Genomic DNA, 1069 nt, shown 5'->3' on the forward strand with positions numbered 1-1069 from the left:
GAGCCCGGCGGCGCGGCGTCCGTCGGGCTCTCCGGCGGCTCGGCCTTCTCCACCGGCTCGGCGGTCTCAGCCTGCGACATCGAAGCCCTCCCCGGTCAGTGCCACGAACGCGTCCTCCAGGGAGGCGCGTTCCACTCCGAAACCCCGTACCCGCACACCGCCGTGGACCAGTGCGGCGTTGAGCCCGGCCAGTTCCGCCTCGTCCGCCGGAGGTTCCGCCGTCACCCGTTCTCCCTCCCGGACCACACCGGTGAGGCCGTGCTCCGTGAGGATACGGACCGCCTCCGCCGGGTCCGGTGTGAGGACGGCGAGCCGCCCTCTGGCCCCTGCCGCGAGCTCCGCCACCGGGCCCTGGGTGATCAGGCGTCCCTGGGCCATCACCGCCGCGTGGGTACAGACCTGCTCGATCTCGTCCAGCAGGTGCGAGGAGAGGAAGACGGTGGTGCCGTCCGCGGCAAGTTCCCTCACCAGGGTGCGGATCTCCCGCATGCCCTGCGGATCCAGGCCGTTCGTCGGCTCGTCCAGCACCAGCAGCTTCCGCGGCCGGAGCAGCGCCGCGGCCAGGCCCAGGCGCTGTTTCATGCCGAGGGAGTAGGCCTTCGCCTTCTTGCCGGACGCCTGGGTCAGCCCCACCCGTTCCAGCGCGGATGCCACTCGCGCCTCGCGGGTACGGGGATCGGCGGCCGGATCGGCCGAGTCGTAGCGCAGCAGGTTGTCCCGGCCGCTGAGGAACCCGTACAGCGCCGGGCCCTCGATCAGTGCGCCGACGTGCGGAAGCACCGAGCCGGCCGAGCGGGGCATGGGCAGGCCGAGGACCGTGGCCGTGCCGGCGGTGGGCCCGATGAGGCCCATGAGCATGCGGATCGTGGTGGTCTTTCCCGAGCCGTTGGGCCCGAGGAAACCGAAGACGCTGCCTGCCGGCACGCTGAGGTCGAGCCGGTCGACCGCCGGCCGGCCGCCCCGGTAGCGCTTGGTGAGCCCGCGTGTCTCGATGACGGCGGTCATCGACTCTCCCGTTCGTCCGTGTCCGCCCGGTCGGACGTCCGCCCCGCCGCACGGAGCGTACGAC

General features: G+C 72.8%; 1 protein-coding gene. It reads right to left on the reverse strand.

Features of this window, described 5'->3' with window-relative positions:
- Positions 1-66: 66 nt before the first annotated feature.
- Entirely contained in the window at positions 67-1005 is a 939-nt protein-coding gene (locus ACWGH4_RS35350; RefSeq protein ID WP_453468025.1) for an ATP-binding cassette domain-containing protein, read from the reverse strand.
- Between the last annotated feature and the right edge of the window lie 64 nt (positions 1006-1069).

The organism is Streptomyces sp. NPDC054847 (assembly GCF_053610925.1).